The organism is Eubacterium sp. (assembly GCF_057858645.1).
The window spans coordinates 50,397-72,231 of sequence record NZ_DBLZZO010000014.1 but is presented as its reverse complement, the minus strand read 5'-3'; the positions used below and the strand labels follow the sequence as shown (position 1 = coordinate 72,231).

At 33.8% G+C, this 21,835-nt stretch carries 37 protein-coding genes; all 37 read right to left on the bottom strand.

Features of this window, described 5'->3' with window-relative positions:
• Positions 1 to 1,282: hypothetical protein (locus ACZM4J_RS06550; protein WP_489485862.1), on the bottom strand; the 1,282-nt coding region annotated here is incomplete at its 3' end.
• A 10-nt stretch (positions 1,283 to 1,292) separates the two neighbouring features.
• Positions 1,293 to 1,700, bottom strand: a complete 408-nt coding sequence (locus ACZM4J_RS06545; RefSeq protein ID WP_489485860.1) for a DUF6711 family protein — start codon at positions 1,698 to 1,700, stop codon at positions 1,293 to 1,295.
• 19 nt (positions 1,701 to 1,719) lie between these two features.
• A complete protein-coding gene (locus ACZM4J_RS06540; RefSeq protein WP_489485859.1) occupies positions 1,720 to 4,764 on the bottom strand; it encodes a phage tail protein in 3,045 nt (1,014 codons plus the stop codon).
• A 23-nt stretch (positions 4,765 to 4,787) separates the two neighbouring features.
• On the bottom strand, positions 4,788 to 5,123 hold the full coding sequence (locus ACZM4J_RS06535) for a Gp15 family bacteriophage protein (protein WP_489485857.1): 336 nt from the start codon (positions 5,121 to 5,123) through the stop codon (positions 4,788 to 4,790).
• Positions 5,124 to 5,137: 14 nt separating this feature from the next.
• Positions 5,138 to 5,434, bottom strand: a complete 297-nt coding sequence (locus ACZM4J_RS06530; RefSeq protein WP_303001200.1) for a hypothetical protein — start codon at positions 5,432 to 5,434, stop codon at positions 5,138 to 5,140.
• A gap of 69 nt (positions 5,435 to 5,503) precedes the next feature.
• Complete coding sequence (locus ACZM4J_RS06525) at positions 5,504 to 5,938, bottom strand: phage tail tube protein (RefSeq protein ID WP_489485855.1); 435 nt, start codon at positions 5,936 to 5,938, stop codon at positions 5,504 to 5,506.
• 14 nt (positions 5,939 to 5,952) lie between these two features.
• A complete protein-coding gene (locus ACZM4J_RS06520; protein ID WP_370751058.1) occupies positions 5,953 to 6,342 on the bottom strand; it encodes a phage tail terminator protein in 390 nt (129 codons plus the stop codon).
• A complete protein-coding gene (locus ACZM4J_RS06515; protein WP_301955847.1) occupies positions 6,342 to 6,725 on the bottom strand; it encodes a hypothetical protein in 384 nt (127 codons plus the stop codon). The genes ACZM4J_RS06520 and ACZM4J_RS06515 overlap by 1 nt, the downstream gene beginning before the upstream one ends.
• Positions 6,726 to 7,064, bottom strand: coding sequence for a hypothetical protein (locus tag ACZM4J_RS06510; protein WP_303000855.1), 339 nt, complete (start codon positions 7,062 to 7,064; stop codon positions 6,726 to 6,728). It abuts the gene before it with no gap.
• A 1-nt stretch (position 7,065) separates the two neighbouring features.
• Positions 7,066 to 7,455: a head-tail connector protein gene (locus tag ACZM4J_RS06505; protein ID WP_489485853.1), complete on the bottom strand. Its 390-nt coding sequence runs from the start codon at positions 7,453 to 7,455 to the stop codon at positions 7,066 to 7,068.
• Between the two features lie 11 nt (positions 7,456 to 7,466).
• Positions 7,467 to 7,787, bottom strand: a complete 321-nt coding sequence (locus tag ACZM4J_RS06500) for a hypothetical protein (RefSeq protein ID WP_301955850.1) — start codon at positions 7,785 to 7,787, stop codon at positions 7,467 to 7,469.
• A gap of 14 nt (positions 7,788 to 7,801) precedes the next feature.
• The gene (locus ACZM4J_RS06495; RefSeq protein WP_303000853.1) at positions 7,802 to 8,698 is read right to left on the bottom strand and encodes a capsid protein; all 897 of its coding nucleotides are present in this window, start codon (positions 8,696 to 8,698) and stop codon (positions 7,802 to 7,804) included.
• 13 nt (positions 8,699 to 8,711) lie between these two features.
• Complete coding sequence (locus ACZM4J_RS06490; RefSeq protein ID WP_489485850.1) at positions 8,712 to 9,380, bottom strand: hypothetical protein; 669 nt, start codon at positions 9,378 to 9,380, stop codon at positions 8,712 to 8,714.
• Between the two features lie 81 nt (positions 9,381 to 9,461).
• A complete protein-coding gene (locus ACZM4J_RS06485; protein ID WP_301955853.1) occupies positions 9,462 to 9,623 on the bottom strand; it encodes a hypothetical protein in 162 nt (53 codons plus the stop codon).
• A 68-nt stretch (positions 9,624 to 9,691) separates the two neighbouring features.
• Positions 9,692 to 9,826, bottom strand: coding sequence for a hypothetical protein (locus ACZM4J_RS06480; RefSeq protein ID WP_489485848.1), 135 nt, complete (start codon positions 9,824 to 9,826; stop codon positions 9,692 to 9,694).
• Positions 9,805 to 11,469 (bottom strand): phage minor capsid protein, encoded by a 1,665-nt coding sequence (locus tag ACZM4J_RS06475; protein WP_489485847.1) that lies wholly within the window; start codon positions 11,467 to 11,469, stop codon positions 9,805 to 9,807. Before ACZM4J_RS06475 ends, ACZM4J_RS06480 begins: the two co-directional genes overlap by 22 nt.
• A 2-nt stretch (positions 11,470 to 11,471) precedes the next feature.
• On the bottom strand, positions 11,472 to 11,696 hold the full coding sequence (locus ACZM4J_RS06470) for a hypothetical protein (RefSeq protein ID WP_301955855.1): 225 nt from the start codon (positions 11,694 to 11,696) through the stop codon (positions 11,472 to 11,474).
• Positions 11,632 to 13,173: a phage portal protein gene (locus tag ACZM4J_RS06465; RefSeq protein WP_489485846.1), complete on the bottom strand. Its 1,542-nt coding sequence runs from the start codon at positions 13,171 to 13,173 to the stop codon at positions 11,632 to 11,634. Before ACZM4J_RS06465 ends, ACZM4J_RS06470 begins: the two co-directional genes overlap by 65 nt.
• Positions 13,170 to 14,558 carry a terminase large subunit domain-containing protein gene (locus tag ACZM4J_RS06460; protein WP_489485845.1) on the bottom strand — a complete coding sequence of 463 codons (1,389 nt, stop codon included), beginning with the start codon at positions 14,556 to 14,558 and terminating at the stop codon, positions 13,170 to 13,172. Before ACZM4J_RS06460 ends, ACZM4J_RS06465 begins: the two co-directional genes overlap by 4 nt.
• 2 nt (positions 14,559 to 14,560) lie before the next feature.
• Positions 14,561 to 15,049, bottom strand: coding sequence for a terminase small subunit (locus tag ACZM4J_RS06455; protein ID WP_370751051.1), 489 nt, complete (start codon positions 15,047 to 15,049; stop codon positions 14,561 to 14,563).
• Positions 15,050 to 15,229: 180 nt separating this feature from the next.
• A complete protein-coding gene (locus ACZM4J_RS06450; RefSeq protein WP_489485844.1) occupies positions 15,230 to 15,652 on the bottom strand; it encodes a hypothetical protein in 423 nt (140 codons plus the stop codon).
• Positions 15,624 to 15,755, bottom strand: coding sequence for a hypothetical protein (locus ACZM4J_RS06445; RefSeq protein WP_303000847.1), 132 nt, complete (start codon positions 15,753 to 15,755; stop codon positions 15,624 to 15,626). Before ACZM4J_RS06445 ends, ACZM4J_RS06450 begins: the two co-directional genes overlap by 29 nt.
• Before the next feature lie 81 nt (positions 15,756 to 15,836).
• The gene (locus ACZM4J_RS06440; RefSeq protein ID WP_301955859.1) at positions 15,837 to 16,238 is read right to left on the bottom strand and encodes a DUF1878 domain-containing protein; all 402 of its coding nucleotides are present in this window, start codon (positions 16,236 to 16,238) and stop codon (positions 15,837 to 15,839) included.
• A gap of 50 nt (positions 16,239 to 16,288) precedes the next feature.
• Positions 16,289 to 16,417 (bottom strand): hypothetical protein, encoded by a 129-nt coding sequence (locus ACZM4J_RS06435; RefSeq protein ID WP_489485843.1) that lies wholly within the window; start codon positions 16,415 to 16,417, stop codon positions 16,289 to 16,291.
• Complete coding sequence (locus ACZM4J_RS06430; protein ID WP_489485842.1) at positions 16,414 to 16,653, bottom strand: YopX family protein; 240 nt, start codon at positions 16,651 to 16,653, stop codon at positions 16,414 to 16,416. The genes ACZM4J_RS06435 and ACZM4J_RS06430 overlap by 4 nt, the downstream gene beginning before the upstream one ends.
• Complete coding sequence (locus ACZM4J_RS06425) at positions 16,643 to 16,912, bottom strand: hypothetical protein (RefSeq protein ID WP_489485841.1); 270 nt, start codon at positions 16,910 to 16,912, stop codon at positions 16,643 to 16,645. The genes ACZM4J_RS06430 and ACZM4J_RS06425 overlap by 11 nt, the downstream gene beginning before the upstream one ends.
• Positions 16,913 to 16,934: 22 nt before the next feature.
• A complete protein-coding gene (locus tag ACZM4J_RS06420) occupies positions 16,935 to 17,498 on the bottom strand; it encodes a hypothetical protein (RefSeq protein ID WP_489485839.1) in 564 nt (187 codons plus the stop codon).
• Entirely contained in the window at positions 17,464 to 17,904 is a 441-nt protein-coding gene (locus ACZM4J_RS06415; protein WP_489485837.1) for a DUF551 domain-containing protein, read from the bottom strand. Before ACZM4J_RS06415 ends, ACZM4J_RS06420 begins: the two co-directional genes overlap by 35 nt.
• A 3-nt stretch (positions 17,905 to 17,907) precedes the next feature.
• The gene (locus ACZM4J_RS06410; protein WP_489485836.1) at positions 17,908 to 18,234 is read right to left on the bottom strand and encodes a hypothetical protein; all 327 of its coding nucleotides are present in this window, start codon (positions 18,232 to 18,234) and stop codon (positions 17,908 to 17,910) included.
• Positions 18,235 to 18,236: 2 nt separating this feature from the next.
• Positions 18,237 to 18,626 carry a hypothetical protein gene (locus tag ACZM4J_RS06405; protein WP_489485835.1) on the bottom strand — a complete coding sequence of 130 codons (390 nt, stop codon included), beginning with the start codon at positions 18,624 to 18,626 and terminating at the stop codon, positions 18,237 to 18,239.
• Between the two features lie 76 nt (positions 18,627 to 18,702).
• On the bottom strand, positions 18,703 to 18,870 hold the full coding sequence (locus ACZM4J_RS06400; RefSeq protein WP_489485834.1) for a DUF6275 family protein: 168 nt from the start codon (positions 18,868 to 18,870) through the stop codon (positions 18,703 to 18,705).
• A gap of 3 nt (positions 18,871 to 18,873) precedes the next feature.
• Positions 18,874 to 19,494 carry a hypothetical protein gene (locus tag ACZM4J_RS06395; protein ID WP_489485833.1) on the bottom strand — a complete coding sequence of 207 codons (621 nt, stop codon included), beginning with the start codon at positions 19,492 to 19,494 and terminating at the stop codon, positions 18,874 to 18,876.
• Positions 19,479 to 20,165, bottom strand: coding sequence for a hypothetical protein (locus tag ACZM4J_RS06390; protein WP_489485832.1), 687 nt, complete (start codon positions 20,163 to 20,165; stop codon positions 19,479 to 19,481). Before ACZM4J_RS06390 ends, ACZM4J_RS06395 begins: the two co-directional genes overlap by 16 nt.
• Positions 20,166 to 20,203: 38 nt before the next feature.
• Complete coding sequence (locus ACZM4J_RS06385) at positions 20,204 to 20,614, bottom strand: hypothetical protein (protein ID WP_489485831.1); 411 nt, start codon at positions 20,612 to 20,614, stop codon at positions 20,204 to 20,206.
• Positions 20,577 to 20,759: a hypothetical protein gene (locus ACZM4J_RS06380; RefSeq protein ID WP_303000841.1), complete on the bottom strand. Its 183-nt coding sequence runs from the start codon at positions 20,757 to 20,759 to the stop codon at positions 20,577 to 20,579. Before ACZM4J_RS06380 ends, ACZM4J_RS06385 begins: the two co-directional genes overlap by 38 nt.
• Before the next feature lie 21 nt (positions 20,760 to 20,780).
• The gene (locus ACZM4J_RS06375; protein WP_489485829.1) at positions 20,781 to 20,960 is read right to left on the bottom strand and encodes a hypothetical protein; all 180 of its coding nucleotides are present in this window, start codon (positions 20,958 to 20,960) and stop codon (positions 20,781 to 20,783) included.
• Positions 20,947 to 21,831: a DUF4373 domain-containing protein gene (locus ACZM4J_RS06370; RefSeq protein ID WP_489485828.1), complete on the bottom strand. Its 885-nt coding sequence runs from the start codon at positions 21,829 to 21,831 to the stop codon at positions 20,947 to 20,949. Before ACZM4J_RS06370 ends, ACZM4J_RS06375 begins: the two co-directional genes overlap by 14 nt.
• Between the last annotated feature and the right edge of the window lie 4 nt (positions 21,832 to 21,835).

Here is a 21,835-nt window from a genome sequence, read left to right as displayed (position 1 = left end):
ACGTGGTACTTTGCTGAGTAATTCCTAAATATTTACACACTCCATCTCTCAATGTTTTAAAAGTAGGTCTGTTAGGATAATAGTTCGATAATCTTTGTATATATTGTGTTCCAAGTAATGTTCCATTAATACTTGCAGTATATACATTAGCTAGAGTCATTCTTTTGAAACTTGGGAAATCATAAGTACGTTTAAAACGATAGTAATATCTAACTGTTTTGCCATTTACAGTTGTGTCTTCATAAACTACCTGATTTGTCTTATATTCTATATTTTGAGTGTATTTTCCCTGATAGTCATACAATTCAATATAACCTTTTCCATTGCTGTCCACAGTATTTATTAAACTTTTTATAGATGTACTTTGAAAATCATACAATTTATCGTAGGCTGTCAAATCCTTATAGCGTGGATCAGATGTTTGTTTTATGAAGCTTTTGATTTTCCCTCTAAAAATAACAATATCCTGAGTATTAGATGTATCTATGTAACCATATAATTTTTCACAGTAATCTAACTTAGTTGGGTAAAGTTCGTACTCCATAAGAGTTGTTAGTTCGTAAACTCTTAAACTGTCTAAGAAATCTACCAAAACATCCCTATCATCACATTTTACTTCTGAAAACCATCCCTCTAGTGAATTTCCATGTGAATCGCTTTTCGCAAAAATTATGTCTTTATTGTCATAATTTGATGTCAAATTATTAATGTGTCCATAGTATGGTCCATTTTTATACCACGTTCTAACAAACATTGATAAGCCTTCAGGAACAACTTTTGTTCTTTCTATGTAAACTCCCACTAACCTTTCAGGGGACCTACCAGGAAGTGCGTACTTTGAAGCTGATTCTTTATAATTCCATTCATTGAAATTAACTTCCGTTCTTTTCAATAAACTTGATCTTGATGTTGATATAGGTGTTTCGTTATATTTATAATACTCTCCGTCAAATTTGACTATATCACCCTCAACATAATTCACTCCTTCCTGCCACTCACCCTTATAGTTATCATCTTTTACACTTAAAGATACTACTATATCCTTATTCGTAATATCGTCATTTATATCAAAGGTAGTAACTTTAAATTCTGTAGCAATGCATCCCTGAACCATCATTTTTGAATCAGAGCATATAGATCTTAACAAATTCATGCTATCTTCTTTTATATTATCGTTTGTTATGTCTTTGATATTAGAATCATTAGGGAAAGATATTGTCAGCTTTTTATTTACATTATGTTCCGTATAAGCTCTAATAGTATCATCATTTACATTTAACATATCTTCCTCCTTAATACTCAATTAATGTAATTTTAATTGGATTATACAAAAGTTCCTTACCAAAGCTGTTTTTTATAGTGTAATCAGTATCTGTAATATACATATATGCCTTTTGGTATCTCAAACTTTCTGTACTCCAATATGTAACTCGAACCTTTCTCTCTCTTGAATTAACAGTTCCTATTGCAATAATACTGGATATTTCTTTATATTCACTTAGTAAAAGAGGTGGTGTTTCAAATTCTATTTTTGTTTTGTAATTTGGAGAAGTTTGTCTAACAAGATAATTATCAGCGTTTCTGTATGCTTTTAATTCCGTCCTCTGATTATCAGTGGAGACATAAGATTCACTTTTAATATATTTCATTGGAAAAACTGCGATTCCAAACTTAAGTAAATATCCTTTATATTCTGCCATAATCCTATACCTCCACTAATTAATTATTCCAAACCGGTCTACCGGTTTTTCTCTTTTCCTGAATAACCTCCTGCTTAACCATATTGAATACACCCTTTGAATTTTGTTGTACTACTATTTGAATAGTTACACCTGAAAGAGCACTTAACAGTTCCTGATTTCCTATTCCGTTTTCCTGCTGCACTTCTCTTAAGCCCTGCTTAATAGTTTCAAGTGGTGCTTCAATGTTAGTTCCATGTTTCTGATCACCCACCATTGCAAGAAATGGAGCATTTGGTTTTAATACTGCACCATTAGCCAGCTTAGGAATTTGTGGCACTGCCAATGGGTTTTCATTCCACAATTTCTTAAAAGGATGCCATTTCATAATCTTTACATCTCTTATCATATTAAGCATTTTATTAATGGCATTAAACGGTTTACTTATAATAAAATTAATTCCGCTAATAAGAGCATTTACTACAGTCTTAAACACAGATGTTATTCCTTCTTTTATTCCTGTAAATACTTTTCCACCCTTGCAAAATACATCTTTCACTGCTTTCCATGCACCACTAAATGTATTTTTAAACCAATTTCCTACGTGTGAAAAAGCTCCCTTGATTCCATTCCACACCTTAACAAAAAATGCTCCCGGATTCTTCCAAATTTCCTTAATGGATTCAAGTGCTGAAAAGAATGATTTTTTAAAGAATTCTCTTACTCCTGATGCTCCCGCAAATACATTCCTGATTAATTCCCATGCTTTTTTTAGAATTGTAAAAATACCTGATGCTACATTTTTTATGACGGATGAAATTTTGCTACAAATTGCAATTATTATACTTTTGACAAAATCCATTGCAATTTTAATAACATTCTTTATTCCATCAAAAACACTGCCAAATATTTCCTTTATTCCATCCCAAGCCTTTTGCCAATCACCTGTAAATATTCCAACAATGAAATCAATTATTCCGTTAATTACATTCATAAGTGTTGTAATAGCTACACTTATAAAACTAATAACAGTTTTCACTTTTATCCATATAAACTCAATTGTTGGACCAAGTTTTGCCATCATATTCTGTATAATCCATCCAATGATAGGTGATAAAAAGTTAAACAACTTTCCTGTTGCATCAATAATTCTGCCAATAAATCCTACTACACTTCCTACTAACGGCTTTATGTAAGTATTTAAAAGATCTGATATTCCATCTGCAACTCTATCAAAAACAGGTGCAATATACGATTCGTAACCATCAATAACATATGACAAAATTGTTGATAATCCGGAACCTATATTGTCAAATGCAGGTTTAACATATTCGTCATAATTGCTCTGTATAATTTGAAAAACTCCCTGAATATACTCTTTTATTCCACCAACAACTTCCTTAATCGGTGCAAGAGTATCGCTTATTGCATTTTTTATTTCATCTTTATTTTCAATAATTGGTGTAGTAATTGCTGATAAAACATCTCTTCCGATTTTTTCACACAGAACGTACAATTCTAATCCAGCAGTTGTGAATATTGCTAATATATCAGCTACAATCTGCTGTGCATCATCACCTTCAAACACTGTAAATATATCTGCTATAGCTTCAAAGAAATTGCCCCATATAGTGGCTCTCTCGGATGAAATATTAAATATCTCTACTAATTTAGTTTTTATAAAATCTTTGTTTTGGTCAAGGAACTTATTAACTCCACCAATCAACATTGTTGCAATGCTAACTCCAATGGATGCAATTGAGCCTAATATTCTACCGAAATTATATATAATGGTATCTACCCAATTACTTGCAGCGTTTACTACTTCCGGGTCAGTAAAGATCTCTTTTAAATTACTTCCTATGTTCTTTAGATAACCTAAAATCTTATCAAAGCCATCACTTTTAAAACCAAGACTAAATCCTGCTCCAAATAACTTTGCAAGTTTTTTGAATTTATTTAATACAGTGGATAATAACTTATCCATCTTTCCTAAAGCACCACTACTTGCATCTATACCTTTTGTTGCGTCAGACATTCCTGCAATTGCACTGGCACCACCTGAACCTGAATCATCACTATCTGATGAACTGTCTTGTTGCTTTACATTTAACTGGTCAAAACTTGCAAGACTTTTCGCAGCTTTAGCAGCTTTCTTTGTCGCTTTAGTAAGATTATTTACTCCTGATGTTGCACTATCAGAATTATCTGAAGCTTTTGCTAATTCATCACTTGTAGTTTTAACTGATGATTCTTCACTTGACTTATTGCCTGTTATCATATCTGTAAAAGATTTAAACGCACTAGCTAAAGCACTTAATTTTCCGAGTAATGTATTGATTAATTTTAAGACCGGTGTAAATACATTTATTAATCCTTGTCCTATACTAGCTTTTAAGCTATCCATCTGTAATGAAAGTATTCTTGTTTGGTTTGCCCAACTATCTGATGTTCTTGCAAAGTCTCCTGAGGCATCAGCTAACTTACTCTGTACAAACGAATATCTTAATGCAACTTTCTCCTGCTCTGACATTTTATCAGTTGTCTTACCAAATCCATTTTGTAACGCATACTGATCTAATGCTGTTTGTGTCATTACAACACCTAAATCTTTTAGGGATTCAGTCTCACCAGTGAATACTGACTTAAGCTTTGTATAGGCTTCATCCTGACTAATATTATAAAAAGATGCAACGTCACCGGATAATCCTGTTAAAGTTGTACTCATATCTGCTGCTTCTTTTTCAGAAAAGCCAAATGATTTTGACATAGAGCCAAATGTACCCGCATATCTTTTAGCCATTGTTTCTGATAAACCAAACTGCGTAGCTGCGTTCTTTGCGAATTTATCAATTGTTCCACTCATCTTAGGAAAGGCTACATCAACTACGTTTTGAACTTCAGTTAAATCAGAACCAAGTTCTATACACTCTTTTCCAAAATCAATAGTCTTTTTAATTGCAAATGCTCCAGCTATTGCTGCACCAACTTTTTTCGCAACTCCCATAAGTCCATTCAATTGTGAATTGACACCTTGCGAGTTCAATTTCAAGTCAAGAGCAACTGTTCCCACGCTTTGAGCCATATATTTTTCCCTCCTCTCCTAATTTATTTAAAAACAATAGCTTCTGAATTAAGTCCTGCCATTTCAAGAAATACCTTTTCAAATTCTATTGTGGCTTTTTCTGCCTCTCTCTTATCCATTTGCTTAACATTTCTATTTCTCCAGTCACTTCGAATTTTTCTCTGTTCAGCAGTAAAATTTTTAAGCATGTCCTTATCATCTTCTGCCCTAATTGCAACTATTCTTCCAAGAATTGTATCAGGACCTATTCCCACAAGCAGGCTTCGAAATTCACTCCATTTCATTTCTTTTATGTCGGCAATTCTTAATCCATACTGTGTAGTAAAAGAAGCCACTATTAAGTCAAAATCATCAATCAAATCATAGAACGGATCTACTCCCCCGATTCTTCTTCCTCATTACCCATAATCACAGAAATAGTTGTCATTACAACTGTCTGAAAATCTTTAAAGCTCAGCTTCATATTCATTAACTTTTTATGAGATTCCTTAGTGAATATAATTTCACACATTTTAATTACATCCTCTGCTGTCGGATTATCAGATACAAGACCTAACACCTTTAACATATTTTCTGCTGACGCATCAGCTTCAAGTTCTGCATCCTTAATCTTAATCTTTGGGTTTTCTTCAAAATCTAATTTATCTGTTATATCTACTACTTTTGACATATTAATTCCTCCTAAAAAAATAGAGCAAGCTAACACTATTGCTAACCTGCTCTTTATTATTCCAACAAATTAAATTGCCGGTGTAATTGTTGGCTTTCCGTTTGACATTACATCAAATTCCAACGGTGCAACATTTGTACTATCTGCTGCTCCCAATGCTGTAATATTAAATACAGCCCCCTCAATAAGCACTTTTGTACCATCAGGGAATGTCCACTGAAAAGTTCCTTCTGCATCTCTTCCGTTTTTAAATGATTTACTGGCTACATAATCATTACCTGTATCTCCAACATTTCTTTTACCGGAAACTGAAATAGTCATTCCTTTAGCCGTCATTAATCTTCTTATCCAGCCTTCTGTATTCATTGGAGTCCATTCTTCAACACCATTGTCAAATGAAACTGAAAAAGATTCCATGTCAGCAATATCAGATAAACTTGACGATTCTGCACCTACCTGAAACTGATTCTCATACACCGGATAAACACCTGGTTTCTTTGCCATTTTACTGCTCCTTCCTATATTTTGTAATAAATATTCAATTCAATTACCCTTTCATATATTCCCTTATCATCAGTACCAACATCAATAGGCTCTGATGATAACATTTCTATGTAGGGTATTTCTATATTGTTAATAACCACATCTCTTGATTCACTTATTTTTCTATAAAGGTCATATGCCTGACGTTCTGTATCGTTTGCATCATTATTCCAATGAAGCAGTATTGAAATAGGCTTTATATCGTAGCTCTCCAAACCGCCTATACATTTTCTAGGTGTTCTATTAGCGTTTAACTGATAAACACCTATGGACTTATCCAACTTATTATCCAGCTTTCCCATATAATAATGTTCAGCAAGATTAAATTGTTTAAGCCAATCCTTAACATCATTTAAAAATAACATTATAGACCTCCGTTTCTTCTATACAGTTCTTTGAATGTTTCAACTGCAAAATTTTGCTTTTTGCCTTTTGGAAGATAGTCCTCAAACCATTTTCCACCTGCATTAGCATTTTCTGCAGTATTAAAATTATATTCTGGATGGTAATATAATCTTCTCGCATACGGGGTAGATGATACGATTTGAACTTCACCTTTGCTACTTCCATCATAATCTACAAACGTAGCAGTATTTTGAAGTGTACCTTTATCAAAAGGCATTATTCCTGCCTGTTTAATATCTGACTGTATTGCATCTGCAGTTTGTTCTAACGATACGATTGCAGCCTTATTCAGCTTGTTAATTACACCTTTATTCAATTTAATTACTGATTTTGCATTTAACATCTAATTCAACTCCAATACTGTAAAATTAACTGTCCCATCAGGATTTCGTGACTTTGTTCCTTTATAAATTGTTCTTTTAACTCCATGAACTTCAACATATCCACCACTTATAATCGCCTGTCTAGGACATATATCACCATTAAAATAAGCTTTACCTGATAGAGTTACAATCTTTTGTTCTGCAGTTAGTTTGGTGTACGCATTATCCTGATAATTACACTTTAATTCTTCATTACTAACGATAATTGGAGAACCGGTTTCTGATACACCTTCACCATAAATTACCACTGTAATATCTGTTTGACATATTCTGTCTGGAACTAATTTAGGATATTTCATGCTATACACCTACCAATCTGCAACATAAACCTGTTTGCTCTAAAAGTGAGTACAAATCTCTTTGAATTGCAACTCCTCTTTCAATGTGAATATTCCATGTACTACCAATACTCATTGATACTCCATTTATAGAATAACTTGAAAGTACAGATGAAATTAAATCTTGATTTTCGTACTCAAAGTCTGCCTGTCTACATACAACCTCGCAGATAATTTCTTTTTGAAACTCTGTTAGGTTATCAAATCCATATTTTCTAATTCTGTTATAAGTCAGTGAATCAATGTGTCTGCTTGCCTGTCTTAATTTATTAAGCACATCCTCTTGTGGAATGCTTTTTAAATCAGACAATTCCAAATAGTCATTTATGTTAGCATAAGGGGTATAAGCCATAGGCTCACCCCCTATTCAGCACTTTTGATTTTCTTGATAATTCCATCTTTTGATGTGGCATTACCTAAATCAATGTTGTGCTCTGTAGCATAGGCTTTTAAATCCTCAATTTCCATTGAAGAGTATTTATCGCCTTTAACTTTTTCAAGCTGAGACTTTAATTCGTCTCTTTCCTTAACTACCTGCTCATATTCAGAGTATGGAACTGTAGCTTTAGGTGAACGCTTTAAAAGTTTTCCTTCTTCATCAAAAATGTCATATCCCATTGAAAGGTATGATTCCATCTCAATTTCAGAAACTGTATAAACTTTATTGTCTTTTCTAGCTGTCATTCCTATTCTCCTTTCTAAGCTGCTGCTGTGTGAATAATACAACCATCTTTTAAAAGTTCATCAATGGCGAATGTACCATTGAACTTTCTGTTCTGGTAAACATAGTTGTCAGCAGTTCTTGAATCTGTTCCCGGTGTAAAAACTGAAATATAGCTGTACTTATTTCTAGATACCTGACATTCAGGATCGATTAAAATATAGTCCATCTGAACAGCAGAGCCATCTGCCACGCAACCATTTGTAAAGTTATAAGCACTCTTAAATCTTGCTGATGGAACCTGCTTAATCATTCCAATATCATCAATAGAATGTACTCTTCTGTCAATTCCTTTTGCTCCACTTACTTCAAGTGTTCTCTGAACACCATCTGCATTCTTAAGTAGCTTATAGTAAGCTGGTGTGCAATAAAGAATTACTCTGTCAAGTGGAACACCTGCTTCTGTCATTGCTTCAAGATTATCGTCAAAATCTGAAAGAACATTAGCTGTAGTTAAAGCTTCTGTTTTAACTTTTGCTCCTACTCTCTTAGCTTCTGTGTAAAGCTTACTAAATGTGTAGCAGTCAGCTTCAGGAATAGCCTGAGTTGTCTCAAATCTTTTCTGAATATTAGCAACTGCAACTACCATGTTAGTTTCATCAATGTCCATTGGATCAATAGCAAACTCAATATCTCTATCATGATCTAAAGTCTTTACTTCATAATCATTTGAATATGTGCCTGCATTAAATCCTAAATTGTTTCTTGAATGGTCCTTATAACCACTTACAGATAATTTAGGAATTTTTAAAGTTTTTCCATTCACAATCTGAATGTCTGAATTTGAATTATACAGGTCTACAGAAATCTGTGCCTGACCATATAATTCTGTTAAAATGTTTCTGAAAATTTCAGCATACTGTAATACTGCCATGTATTTCTACCTCCTATTTTTTCTTTATTCCAAAGATGCCTCTTAATAAGTCATCCTGGTTTTGATTTTGATTGTTGTTTGGAGCACCAATAGGTTTAAATCCCTGATTACTAGTTTCTCCACTGTTTGCTGGTTTAAGTGCAGGAACATCTTCTAAAACTTTGTTAATTGCTGCTTTTACCTTTTCAGCATCAACTGTCCCATCTTCTCCTGCCACTTCCTTAAAATCAGCCATTTTGATTACATAAGGAATTGATTTTGAATCAATACCTAATTCCACAGCCTGTAATGTTGCAGAATTTTCAATAATTAGTTGTAAATTTTGGCTCTGCACCTGTGCTATTTGTGACTGCATTCCCGCAATATTCGGTGTATTCTTTGCTTTCTGTTCCTTGTAAGCATTAATTGCCTGTGTCACTTCCTGCTGGGACATTCCCTGTTGCTGAAAAAATGACTTTAGTGCTGACTGCTCTGCTCTTGCAGTTCTACTATTTACAATTCCATCAAGCTGTTCCTGAGTGTATGTTGCACCCTGGTTATTGTTTCCAGTGTTTTGGTTACTGTTACCTTCACCGGCATTATTGTTTGGATTGCCGTTACCCTCTCTGCCTTCTCCTGAACCTTCTGCAAAAAACTGAATATTCATAGGCATTTTCCCTGTTTTTCTTGTTCTAAATTTCATTACATATATTCCTTTCCGTTTTAGCTCGTCAGCATATTCCGAGAGTTTTAAGCCATCACGTTTTGGGCATATAAAAAGCACCTACTTATTTGTAGATGCCTTTGGTTCGTCTTTTTCAACTACTGCGCCTAGTTTTAATAAATACTCTTTACGCTCTTTTGTTTTTGCCTTAACCTCATCCCCTGCTTTTACCAAAGTAAGGTTGTTTTCCTTATCATAGAAATCAATCTTGGCTATTAACATTTGTTACCTCCTATTCCTTTCTTATTTTGTTGCATAAAAATACCACCTAGTAAAAAACTAGATGGTATCTATGCCATTGGCCATTCTTTCATTTTTTTCATTTCTTCTTCAGATTTTTTTATTGCTTCTTCAATTTCCTCTGGACTTCTGTCTGTTTTTTCAATATAATCTCTTTCCTTAATTATGCCAGTATCTCTTTCCATTCAATAAGCCCCTCCTTTGAAAGTTCTTGTAATGCCTTTTCTTGCGCTTCTAATATAGGTAAATTATAATTTTTCCCCATATATTTGTCAACTTTATTATCTAAATATGTAGCTGGAAATGGTCTATTTCCTACCTTATATTTAAAAACTTTTAAATCATGTGTAATTACTAATCCAAAATCATATTTTCGATATCCAGCAACTACAAAATCACTACCAGTTGGCAATATATTTGTGGGATGATTGTGTATTCCTATTTTTGATGGCATTTGCCTTATCAATTCAATTTCTTCTTTATTTAATTCTACTCCTAAAATATTGTTACTATTCGTTTTAGAAAATAATTTTTTTCCTGCTTTCTTACTAATAATATAAAGATCTTCTCCATCAGTTCCATTTCTATGGGTTAGCATAGCTTTTGCATATTTTCTTAGAGAATTATTTGTTGCTGAATCATTAGTTAATTGGTTAAATTTCTTTCCAAATTCTTTCTTCATTTTAATCAAATCAACATTATTATTTCCAACTCTTTTACTATTAAATTTCCCACTTTCTGCAACCTTTTCTATATTTATGCCATTTGAGAATTCTTTTATATTATTCCATTGATTTGTTCTAGTCGCATACTTTTTCTTATTTTCTTCATCTAAAGAATAATTAGATAACCTATCAAACTTATCTACATTCCTCTGTATCAATTTGTTTCTGTTTTCCTGCTTTTCTGCAATCACAGCCTGCTTCATTTCTTTCTTTGTTATCTTTTCAGGTTTATCAGAAATTCCTTGAAAATATGTACTATGACCATCTTTGCAATTAGGATGATATAAACCTCCGGCTATTGCCTGTGACATTAATGGATAAGGACCATCACTAGCCTTCCCACCACTCCAAACATCATCTATTAGGATTTTTCCAGTCCATTTTGCACATTTAGGGCAAGGTAATCCACGTTTATGAACTACAACTGTTGATATGCCCCATTCCTGACGTTTTGCACCTTCTCCCTGTAAATATGCTCTAGTGTTTGCTGTTCTTAAAGCCATTGCAGCATATGAAGCTATATTAACTCTGGCACCATTTTTATACTGTATACAATTAATGCCTCTTCCTAAGTAATCTTTTGTAGCCATATCAACTGCTTTCTCATAAGTACCGGCACCTGTATTAAAATATACCTGTGCATTGAATATTGCTTTTCTATATTGGTCATTTGCCATTCTTAGCATTGCAGTTTCAGCACGTTGCATACTACCATTTACTTCATTAAGTAATGCATCAAGTTTTCTGTCATTAATACGAAAAAAAGCACCTTCAATGGTGCTCTCTGCTTTATGTGTTAATTTTGCTCCTTTTTTAATGGCTTCCAAGATTTCTTTTTCCTGATCTGTTGCTCCGGTTTTTCTATGCAACAATATGGATTTGTTAATCTTATCATTTATATCTCTAAACTGCTTATTGAATTTCTTGCTATTTTTCTGTTTATAGATATTTAAAGCCTTTAATTGTTCTGCTTGCCAGGAAGTCCAATTATAGCCTTCCTTTGTTTCTTCTGCTCTATGATGAGATAAGTTTTTCATCATAGAATTAAGTAGTTCATTTTCTATTGCTCTAAAAGCTTCCTCTACATCATAATCTTTTGGCATTTCTAATCAACTCCATTAGCATATACTCTAAATCCAGCCTTTTTAAACTGTCTTTTCAACTTCTTTACTTGTGTAACTGAACTACATTTGTCATTACGCATTTCAATCACTTTGTCTTTTTCCAAAGCATATATACCTCTTGGTACCTGCTCGCTTGCTAATCTAAGTAGGTTCATTGCCTTGTTCTTCGACATCTGATAAACTTTCTTCCCCACTATTACCTTCATTAATCATTTCTCCTTCCAACTTCAAAGCTGGTTCTTCCTCATCTGTGATTCCCTGCTCTGCTTTTAATCTTGCTACTTCTTCCTTTTTCCATTCTTCGTCCTTTGTATCTCCATACAATTCATCAACAGAAGCTTCAACACTCATAATTCCTTGTGTTTTTGCTTTTCCAACTGTTTCAACCTGACTTTCAAATGATGGATTAGCATATTCGCTGAAATCTATTGTACATTTAATCTCTGTTGGCATATTGTTCTGACTGATACTAACAACATCAAACACCTTTTGAATAAATAAAGGTATTTGGTCCTGCAATATATCAACTATATTTCCTCTTGTATAAAGAGTTGTTTTCTCTTTTTCTCGCTGTGCATCTGCATTATCCAACTTCTTTACATCAATTCCTAATGTGCTTGGACTGATAAGCCCCTGCAAACATAAATCCAAAGCTGTAATATATGTTGCAAGGTATGAATCGTGTGGAATGGCAGGCTGAGTAACTTCAATTTTATTTTGAGAGTTCTCTGACATATCATCACCCTTTATTATGTAAGAATTATCAAATGCGTTGGACTTAATTATTGCTCCAGTATCAGGATTTCTTGGAAGTAATGATTCAGGAACCCACTCCTTGCTTCTGCCTTTTCTTAATGCATCCATCCATTGACTCCATGCTTCATCAAGCGCATCAAAATCATCTGTCTTTTTATCAAATATTGACTGTCCTCTACCTTCCCATTTTGGACTTTTACCATACTTAATCGGATGTGCCATTATCAGGGATTTATCAAATCCCATGTCTACTAAATTACTTAAAATCGGGATAGTATTTAGTGGCACTTCGATATTGTCTGTTTCTCTGTAAAGTTTGTATCTGATGTAACCATATCCATAATGTTCCTTTAACACATACACTGTTTCGTTATGTGTATATTCTGTTATAAATACAACTTCCTGTATTCTTCCCCTGTTATACACATAATCAACCTTATCTGCTCCATAAAACTCAATAATAGGATACATGCTTACACTTTCATCTAAAGATAATTTAAAAGCACCATCACCAAGAATAAGCATTTTAGTTACTGCATCTTTCAATATTTCTTTGAAATTGTTATCCTTGGAAATATCATTCCATTCTCTTTTATCTGATTCCTTATTAAAAGAAATCTGGCTAAAATCATTGATAACTATGTCTGTAAGTCTATCAACAATTATTCCAGGTAAACCTGTATGAATTTTTCTTATTTCTCTGCCAACAGTTGACTTTGCAGCCCAAAACTTCACACCATCAGCACCACCGGGAATATTCTGATAAAACTGTGTTAATTCATAACTTTCACCACGATACCAAATGATATTCTTTACACAGTTTCCATCATGATCTAATAATTCTCTAATACTAAAGGTCTGTTTTGGAGCATCTTGTATTTTCAAAAAATGTCTTATTCCATCTCTCATTTTATCCATTAACCTCATTCTTTTTTAACTCCTATTTTCTTTCTGTATGGAATCCAGCTGTACTGAACAGAATTGACCATATGATCATTTCCATCTTCCGGTTCCTGGTCCTTTTCTTCTAACCAAGAATACTTCTCTAACTCTTTTATGTATTCCCTACAAGTCTCTACAATATAAAAACTTGGCTGAATGTCTTTATCATCTTTAAAGTTCATCCAACCAAGCTGTAATATAATTCTGTCTATAATTTTCACAGCTTTATATGCAGGATTAAATACATATAAGCACTGCGCATGTTCTCTCTTAAATTTGTTTAACTCTGTAATAGTTGCCGCATCTGCTGAATCAACAAATACGTGCTTTGCAATCCCCCATTCTTTTCTGTTTCTTTCTAAGAAATCATAATAGTTATTTGCAGTATCAGATGGAGCTACAGGAGTGCCTATTTCAGCATTGTTGTAAACTCTTTCATCTAAAAGAATGTATCTTCCTTTGTTGGTAATTCCTCCAAAACTCATTGAAATGGTATCAGGGCTTTTTGTTGAGTAAGCAGTATCTAATCCACTTGTATATATTTCAAACCATTCGGTCTGTTTCTTATCAGCCCTGTTTCTAACAAATACTTTTGCATCAGAAACTGTAATTAGATGATGTTTTCTATCAAATATACTAAATACAAGACCTGTTGCCTTTCCTCTAAGACCTAATATCTTGTTTTTGTACATCTTAGTTCCCACAGGAACTGCATCTATTTTGTCCTGAATATCCTGCTCTGTTAAACTGGCATTATCATAAAAAGTAAAATACCAATGAACCCAACCAACTTTTTCAGGCTCATTTAGTTCTGCCAGCAGTTCTTTCGGATAATCTTTGACATATTTCTTCAAAGGTCTACTGTGGTTGATAAACTCTTTATATACAAGCAAGTCCGGACTATCAGGATTTGACGTAGTCATCATATACTTGCATCTATGTGAGATTTCTCTTAAAAACTCCATATCAGCAGTATTAACTTCATCAATGTACACACAACCTTGCTGTGAACCTAATACCTTTTTCCAACGTGCTTTATTATCATAACCACAGACATATATTATCTTTTCACCATTTGGTGTCTGATACTTAATGTGTGATAGACCAATTCTGCCTTGACCTTTAGGATAATATTCAGCTAAACCATCAAACTGATCCAAAAGGCCTCTTTCATTATTGATTACATTCTTTTCAACTGTACCAAGGTCTGCTCCGGCAATAACATGATACTTAATATCACTCTTTGCCACCATAAGCATAAACTTAAATATACCTACTGTAGTCTTCCCTGCCGCAGTAGTTCCTTCAAGAAAATCTCTCTTGGTTTCTGTTAAAATAAACTCTTTAAACTTAGGTGATAACTGTAACAATATTAATCACCCTCTCTTACAGGCTTTATCTGTTCTAATATGCTTGCTATATTGTCTAATTTCTTGGCTTTCTTTTCTTCTGCTTCATTGTTTACATCTACTTTGTCTGTATATAAACCATATCTCTTGCCAAGAAGTTCGGCTGCTTTTAATCTCTCTTTCTCTGATGGTGGCTTTTCAATTGTTCTTGCTTCACTGCATCCATCTCCTATTCCCTCAACTACTAACTCACTTGAAGAACTTTCCCCTCTAAGCACTGACGTTAAATATTCAAGCACTTCCTGAGCATCTGCTGTTCTTTCATTATGTAATTTAGATAGTTGCTTATCTATGTACTCTTTAATCTCCGGCTTATTCATAAGTCTTGAAGCGGCTGCTGCAGCAACATTATCATTCTTAACACTTGGATAAGCTTTCTTATAAGCCAATGTTTTATTAAATTCAGTATCTGATAAAAGTTCATCACAAAATTTCTGTTCTTTAATTGTCACTACAACCACTCCTTTCTACTTACGCATTTATTTTTGAACACGAAAAAAGACACCATAAGGTGCCTTTTCCGAACTATACTAATTATCTTATGGGGGAATGAAAAAATTAAAACATCAACCATTCTTAACACAATACCATTATAGCATTATGTAATGTGAACTAATATGTCCTATTGTGAACTATGCTAATTTGTTAATTTTTCTAAACTCTTCCAAAGCTCTGCCATGTAACTTTAGAATCCATCTATAACTATAGTTCAATTCCATTGCTATCTCTTCCCACTTCTTGCTCTGGCAATACCGCTTGTACAGTATCTGCTCATAGTCAGTGTTGTTTAACTTCTGTATGCTAATAATTACCTCTGCTCTAGCTAAAGCAAATTCACGCATAAGATTGTTCCAATCATCTTCCTTTTCGTTTATCTTGCATATTGTCTCAGCCATCTTGTCCTGTGCTCCAGAAGACATTACTCTCTCTTGCTGCTGAACTGCACCGGTACTTACCACCATTTCTCTCAATGTGTCTATCTCTTCTTTAAGCATCTTCATTTTTGATTCAAGATTTCTTACCTGATTAAGATACTCCTTTGCTGTCATTTCCACTGTTTTTCTTTTCCTCCTCTTTGTACTCTTCCTGTCCTAATTTATACATGCAATATCCTAGAAATACTGCATTTATTAACAAAAGTATGTATGCTATTATCACTGCTCACTCTCCTTCCGGGCATAAAAAAACCAACCACCGAATATTGGTAGTTGGTCTGTTTTCTAACTATAGAACTATTCATTAATCTTCATTCTCAAAGAGATGCTTATATTTGATATCATTACCATATAATGCTGGAAAAACTTCCTTCCAGCATCCTTCCTCCCAAAATGCCTTTGCTATAAATTCGCAAAAATGATATTCAATGGCTGGATTTCTATGACTAGCCGCTATAAATCCTCCAAATATATCTTGAATTGATGTCTCGTATTCTGCACTTGAAACAGATATACCATTTTCAATTTTATTACGCATATCTTCCATCACATCTTGAATTTGTAAATATTCATCTCTAGTTATGTTGTATTCTAGAAAAATTCTACTAACTTCAGAATTATCTAATATTAATTTTTCTCTAAATTCTAATTGCTCTACTCTTTGGGATAATTCCCCATATTTTTTGTTTAATTCTTCAATATTCATATCTTATCCTCCTATCCTAAATATTTATTGACATAATTATATCATTCCAACTACCAATATTCAATTGTCAATGTTCTGTCGCTTTTATTCTTCTTCGCTCTTTCCAGCTTGTACGCTCTCGCACATTCTGCACTCGTCACAAGGTGCTTCAATTCCGAATATGCACGCCATCTAATCACCTGCCTTTATCATTCTCCCAAATCAGTTTGCCGTTCTTATCTTTCAAGCCTGTGCATTGACAAATTGTAGATGCATCAACTCTTGGAGCTTTACCTGCTCTTATACAAGTTCCTGTAGAATAATCAAGTTCAATAATTATTCTGTACAATCTGTCCATATCGTCATATACTAAAGCTCCTTTCACCCATTCTCCGTTATCAAGTCTTTTTGCCTTGAATAAATATCTATCTTCCATCTATTCCACCGCCTTTCACTATCTCGATTGCAGCATCTAAACCTGAATCGTAAAACATTTCTTGTAACGTGCCTCCAAATCCTTTGTTATTTTGTTGTTCATTTAATTTCTGTACAACCTTATCCACATCATAGGCTGTTGGCTGATTTTCAATGAACTCATCTATGCCCATAAATTCATAATCTTTTCTTAAATCACAATCACCTTTCAATGATTCATGTAATTCTCCCATTAATTTATCTGCATCTATTAATCGCATCCCTAATCACTCTCCTTCTTTGCTAATTTCTATGTTTAGAACGCAACATACAGAATAACAATTCGTTCATTGAACGTTTTCTTGATGACTGTCTGCTTAGTATTATTTTATATAATTTCCAACTCGTATCTGCTTCCAGAGGTGTTGGATTTTTAAATTCTTCATATATTTCTCGTGCATCTTTTAAGTTAATATGAGTAGGTATTGGCACCATAATCCCCACGTTATTGTTACTTTCTGGATAATTTTCTTTAAGATACTTCCAAAACTTATCCTCTCTTAAATCGTCCATTAATTCCTTGTACGTTTCCATTGTTGTGACTATATAGTTTTGTTCTCCATAAAATCTTAATCCATTACCGCTATATACATCATTCACACACGATTTAATTTCATAACAAATAAATCTTCCTTTCTCAATATCACTCACACAAGTAACACCTGCTGGAATAAATTGTATTAAGTCAACTCTTTTCGGATGAGCTGTTCCATAATCTAGCGTAACCTCTTTGGCATAATATTTTCTGTCCTGCAAACTCTCTTCTAATAAATCAGTTAGAAACATTGTTATCGCTTTCCTGTTCATCTTCCTGCTCCTCTCTGTATGGCTCTGGTAATGGTTGCCATGCAATAATATCAATATCTTTATTCACAGCATCAGCCTCATTTTTTCCATATTCGTTTAAAATATCAAGACAAATGCAGGAATACCAATACCATTTATTTTTGTATGAAATAGCTGTAGCTGTAAATGGAATATTTTTAATATTGCTATAATATGATGGTGGATTACTGTTTTTATATGTAATGTTTACAGGGACACCTTCTTCTGGCATCCTCTCACTACACGGAATCCAGCCATTGTTTTTATCAACTAACAACTGATGTGTGTCTTCTATGTTCTGTATTGGTTCAAGTTCGTCTTGCAAGTCTTGCAGTATTCCCATTATCACTACTTGATTTTTTAAAATCTGCTCTGTTTCTCTGCTCATAATCTAGTCCTCGCTTTCTTGTTGTACAATTAAATGTTCTTTCATTTTTGCTCCACAATTTGGGCAGTAATCTGTCAATGTGTCTTCTTCTCCGTCATGTTCCCATCCACAACAAGTACATTCAAACACGTTGTAAACAGGGCAACTATCTGCATAACCGTCATATTCAGTTCCTATCCACTGTCCTTTACGTCTTACAGGTCTCGATTTAACTTTTAATTTATTGACGTCTCTAACTATCTTGTCATATAAATCTAGAGTTATTTCATCAGTGTAGTTGTTATCAGCTAAAATCTGTAAAACATCTGCTTTCTTAATATATTCGTCCATTACTACTCCTCACTTTCTGCTAGTTTTGCGTATTTCCAAGACCTTACAGCATATTCATTATTTGCTGTCCAAGATGTAGCTCCATACTTCCACGCATAGACTTTCCCGTCTTCAAATTTAGCAAAATATCTTTTAGTCCATTCACTGCTTTCATAATCTCTAACCAGAATTGGTGTATCAACCTCAACCTTGCTCCAATCGACCTGTTCAACGTGTTCAGATTGTAGCCACTGCTCTACCTTTTTAGGACTACAAGCGTCTTGGTCCTTGAACACACAATCTAAACAGAAAAGCTCATCACACATTTTCGGCTTTCCCGTTATTGAATCGATACCTATGTGTCTAATTATTATTTCCTTTAATTCATCTTTGTAATATTCAATATTAAGCATAATATAATATCCTCCTATTTTTAAAATTATTAGCTGAATCTAGTGTAATATCTTATATGTATATGCATATTCTCCTTTATGCTTCGAAATTAAACTCATCAGATGAAATCTTGATGTTGATAATCTTCTGATAAATATCAACATACATTTCATCCTTGTCTCTGTTGTATGTAACTTCCGCATACTTGTTACCCATTGGCTGTCCCCAAATGGTACACTTGTCATTCCTCTCACTCCTTAACATTTCTTAACATTTTTTTAAATCCTCTATTGTCATCTGCTTTGCTGGAATATCTTCCCATTCAACTCCTATATAATCCAAAACTTTGCCCCATCCGTATTTTTCTCCTGTAGCTTTATCTTTGCAACATTTGTACATCCAAAACTCCCATTCTTTAGGATTTTGTTCTCTCAATCTGTCAAATCTGTGTGGTCTTTTTTCAAGATGTATTCCAAATCCACACATTGAGCATCCGGTTCTTTGAGCTTTTGTTGTTCTTAGTGTTCCATCCGGTTCTTTTTCAATCACACCATATATTTCTGGAATGATTGTTTTAAGTGGTTCATATGGAATTATCTTTCCTTCCTTATTTCTGCTATAAGGTTGTTGCATATATAATTGTTCAAAAATGTCTATATGCTCTAAATACCATTGATTCATTTCTAAGGCTAACTTCAATATGTCTTGCCTTAAAAAGATTGCAAATGGTGCTGATCTGATGGTTGTCTTGCCATAGTAATTACATCCATGTTCCACAAGAGCTTCTTCTCTCTGACCACCTTCTGATGCCATCATTCCAAGATATGCATGTGAATTATGCTCTTTTGCCCAATCATCACAAGGCTTTTCCTTCAGTAATAGCAGCAATTGTTTGATACTTTAAAATCAGGTTTGTTATAATTAACACCTTCATTCTCATTTTCGTAACCACCAAATAAATTCAACCATTTTTGTGGCAATTTCATTCTGCTATTCTTTGCAAAATGTCCTAACTCTCCACATTCTCCTGTTATAATTGCATGTCTTACAGTCTTATTCTTATCTGTAGGATTTTGAAGTAACTGTATTTTTCCTGCAATACGCTTACTTATTACTGGAAAACCAATATTGTTTAATACATCAACCTTTGTCTTGTATGATTTAACAATTTCTATACCTAATGCTTTGTGTACTTTTTGAATACTTTTATCTTCAACTCCCGATACAGATATTCCCGGTACATTTATTCCTATGCTTTTAAGCCATATGTATAGCGTAATACTATCTAAACCACCAACAGATACATGAGCATTAAGTCCACGTTCATGCATTTCATCATAAAACTCCCATGCTATACCTTTTTGTCTTGATAACTTGTCCTCATATGCAAGATTCTGCTTCTCCGTAAATTCTCTTTTTTTGTCTTGCTTTGCTTTCTTCCATGCATTCTTTACAAAATCAGGAGCATCTTTTGTTACATATTCATTGTTTTCTATTAAAAATTCAAATTGTCCTTCCATTTCTTCATCAGGAGTAAGAATTCTTTTCTGTGCGCACAACTCTTTCTCCTTTCGATTTTTTTATTTAATTACCGTTCTCAAGCCTCTTCTTTCAGTCTCCATGTCAATTCTCTTCTTTCAGTCTCCATGTCAATTCCACATTCTTCTGCAATTATTTTTACCTGCTCTTCCCAATTGCTGTAATCCTCTGCAATACATTCAGCTTTTAGGTCAAATCTTTTAAACATCTGCTTAATTCTTTTGTTACCAAAACCAAATTCATCATGCATTGTTACGGCCATTAGAATTTTTATGTATAGAATTGTATTGTACTTAACATTATCACTGAATTTATCTAAATCTGCCTTAGATACCCTTAAAGGTAGGTCTATCGCATTTCGCATCTTCAAATCTTCTTCCAATGCATCTATTCCCTTTTCCTTGGCAAGCCTTAAAGCATAAGCCATTCCTTCACGTCTCGCCTGCTCCTCTTTTGATATTTTTGCCATTTTTCTTTCCTCCAACTTTTAATTCGTTTGCATATGGTTTAGACCTGAATGCTTTCACAGCATAACTTCTCGGTCTTCCAAAATTAACGAATAAATCTTCTTCATGCGTTAATATGTGTCCAAATGCTTTTTCCGTATTTCTCACTAACGCTGTTCCTCCTGCTGGCTAGTTGCCTAACTGTTTTCTTTTTAGTTCCAGCTCTGCTCTTTCTCTTGCGATTGCTCTCAACTGTTCTTTGTCTTCGTATGATAAAAATTCTGCCATTTGAATCATAAACTCCTGTCGGTCCAGTTCTGCAATTCTATTATTTATCTCTACAACCACGTTAGAATTAAATCTGTTCATTAGTTTTTCCTTTCTTCATATCGTCAAACATCTTCCGGTTATTTAACAGTGCCTGCTTTTCCAATGCATCATGATCATATTCACGTTTCTCAAATGCAGCAAAGGTGTTTTTCTTTGTGTTACGTTTAATCGGATAAAATGTGTTCCAATCTCCTGCTATTGCATTACTAACAACTTCTATCTTCTCTTTTGTGTTTGCTGCCACCTGATTTAAGCGGTCAATTAAAATCTTTAACTGATAGCCAACCACCGGTTTTCCTTTCTTCTCACGCATTATCAGATATTGCTCGAATAATTCATTTAATTTTTTATCAGAAAAATAACCACTGCTTTTATTTTCTTTATTTTCCTTTACTTTACTTTCCTTTACTTTATGTGTTTTTTCTACAGACAAATTAGGATTAATCTCGGATTTATGCTTATTAATCTCGGATTTATCTTCAAAAAGGGTAACTTTAATATAGGATGCTGTTTCTTCCTTACTCAAAAGCCAATAATTATCAACTACAATTGCTTTTTTGCTGGCTCTTGTCTTAACAGCTTCCTGATACCTTTTTTGTATTCCGGCAGAGGTAAGAACCTTGTCCGACTGAAAAAGTGTGCTATCAAACAGTGACCGTTCCAATAAGAAGTTTAATACCTGCTTCACCTTGTTGCTTTCCATGTTTAAATCATCTGAAATAATGTATTCAAAATCTTCATCAACAATTAGAAAGTAACCATTCTCCTTGTAAATCTCGCAAAGCAGATATTGGTATATAACTATTCCATCTGCTCCATATCTGCTTTTCAAGATTTTCACCTTTTTATCTGAGAAAAAACCAACATCAAAGGGAAAGTATTCCAAACCTTTTTTTATTGGTCTTGCCATTCTC